Raw genomic sequence first — 2,002 nt, forward strand, 5'->3', positions numbered from 1 at the left:
CGTCCCGCGCATCACACCCGCCTCCGTATCCGTGACAGGGGTGAATCATGTTCTCGAAAGCGCGTCGAGACCGGCCTTTTTCAGCAACCTGTTAAGCGACCGCTGCGCTGAATGCCCGGACATCGTCATGCGCGCAGCCAGCACGATTGGCGGAGGTCTTGATCACCGTCTTCAGTGTTGTGTGGCTAAGGCCGCGGTCGATGCTGGACAGAGCGCATCAGGAGAGATTTGACACAATGAAGGCGGTCGCGACCACATCAGAACATCGCTGCACTGACCAAAAAGGCGGCGTCCTGCGGGAGTGTCCTGAAGTCTGTGTATCTGTCCCGGTCCATGCGGTTTCAGATACTCAAGCGTCGAAGCGCTCGCCGAACATTATGGCGAACTGATTGCGGGCGGCAAACCATTCCCGGACATTTCGGCCATCCTTTTCGAATTTGCGGATTGCCAGGTAGATCAGCTTGGTCGCGGCCTCGTCTTTTGTGAACGAGCCCCGCGTCTTGATCGATTTCCGGATCACGCGGTTCAGACTTTCTATGGCGTTGGTCGTGTAGATGATCTTGCGGATCGCTGAATCGAAGCCAAAGCACGGAATCATCTCCTGCCAGGCCCTGCGCCAAGCCGGGGCGATCGAGGCGTATTTCCCGGCCCATTTCTCCTCGAAATCGTCGAGTTCGGCCGCGGCCAGATCGGCGGTCGCAGCGCCGTAAATCCGGCTCAGATCGCCGGCCACTGCCTTGCGGTCCTTCCAGGAGCAGAAGTTCAGGGAATGGCGCACCAGATGCACGATACACGTCTGGACCATGGCGTCCGGGAAGGCGGCGGTTATGGCTTCGGGGAAGCCCTTCAGCCCGTCTATTACCCGGCAGGCGATTTCTGAAAGAAATCTGCCGAGAGGGCACAACCGCGATCAGGATGTCCTGCGTGCCCCGGTTCTTCAGCTCGTTCATCACCGAGAGCCAGAATTTGGCGCCTTCGTTCTCCGCGATCCACAGGCCCAGAACTTCACGCTGGCCATCGCGTGTGACGCCGAGCGCGACATACACGGCCTTGTTCTTCACCGTCCGGCTGTCGGCACCGCGGATCTTCACCCGCAGCGCGTCGAAGATCACGATTGGATATACCCGCTCCAGCGCCCGGCTCTGCCATTCCCGGACCTCATCCAGAACAGCGTCGGTGACACGGCTGATCAGGTCGGGCGAGACCTTCAGGCCATAGAGATCGAGCAGATGGGCCTGGATGTCGCGGACCGTCAGCCCGACCGCGTAGAGCCCGATGATCTTGTCATCCATCCCGTCGATCCGGGTCTGGCCCTTCTTCACCAGCTCCGGCTCGAAGCTGCTGTCCCGGTCACGGGGGATCGCCACCGGCAATTCCCCGTCCTGTCCCTTGAGAACCTTGGCCGATGTGCCGTTGCGGCGATTGGATTGGCTGAGCGGCGCGCTCTCGCCCTCTTCATAGCCAAGATGCGCGGTCAGTTCGGCACCCAGCATCCGTTCCATGAGCTTGATCTTCAGTTCTTTCATGAGCCCAGCATCGCCGAGCAGATCTTCAGGGCGCTCCACGCCCTTCAGCAGTTCATCCAGGACTTCTTTCGAGATGGTCATTCATGCTTCCTTTCGGTGAAACATGAACCGGATCAGTCATACACAGAAGGCCTGACACTCTACAGCCAATCGGCTGTTTAGAATAGAAGAGACAAATCCTCTATCTGCATCTCCGTCCCGTCTGCGAACTCGAAGCTCTCGATATGTTGCGCCATGTCCGCCACGCGCAGCTCGCCAGAGCTCTCGCCGTCGTTCCAGAGCATCCGGAGCGCGACCTGGTCCCCGCCATAGGGCAGCGGCCCGTAGTCGAGCGTATCGAAGATGAAGTCGTCGAGCGTCAGATCGCTGAAGACAATCCGATCGGCTGACCCGCTGCTCGCCGTTTCGCCCGAGAGATAAAGCCTCCCGGCGTCCTTCGCGTAGTGATAGGTGTCATTACCGGCGCCTCCGTCCGC

2 protein-coding genes and 1 pseudogene are annotated in these 2,002 nt (G+C 59.7%); 1 reads left to right on the forward strand and 2 read right to left on the reverse strand.

Annotated elements, in window-relative coordinates:
• Positions 1-232 (forward strand): hypothetical protein (locus BW990_RS22420; protein ID WP_234990335.1); only part of this gene is annotated, 232 nt, incomplete at its 5' end.
• A gap of 117 nt (positions 233-349) precedes the next feature.
• Here BW990_RS22420 and BW990_RS20875 read toward each other — a convergent pair.
• Positions 350-1,607: pseudogene (locus BW990_RS20875) on the reverse strand (IS256 family transposase).
• 77 nt (positions 1,608-1,684) lie between these two features.
• Positions 1,685-2,002: hypothetical protein (locus BW990_RS22000; protein ID WP_159441708.1), on the reverse strand; the 318-nt coding region annotated here is incomplete at its 5' end.

The sequence above is a fragment of the Roseivivax lentus genome (assembly GCF_900156805.1).
Lineage (GTDB): Bacteria > Pseudomonadota > Alphaproteobacteria > Rhodobacterales > Rhodobacteraceae > Roseivivax > Roseivivax lentus.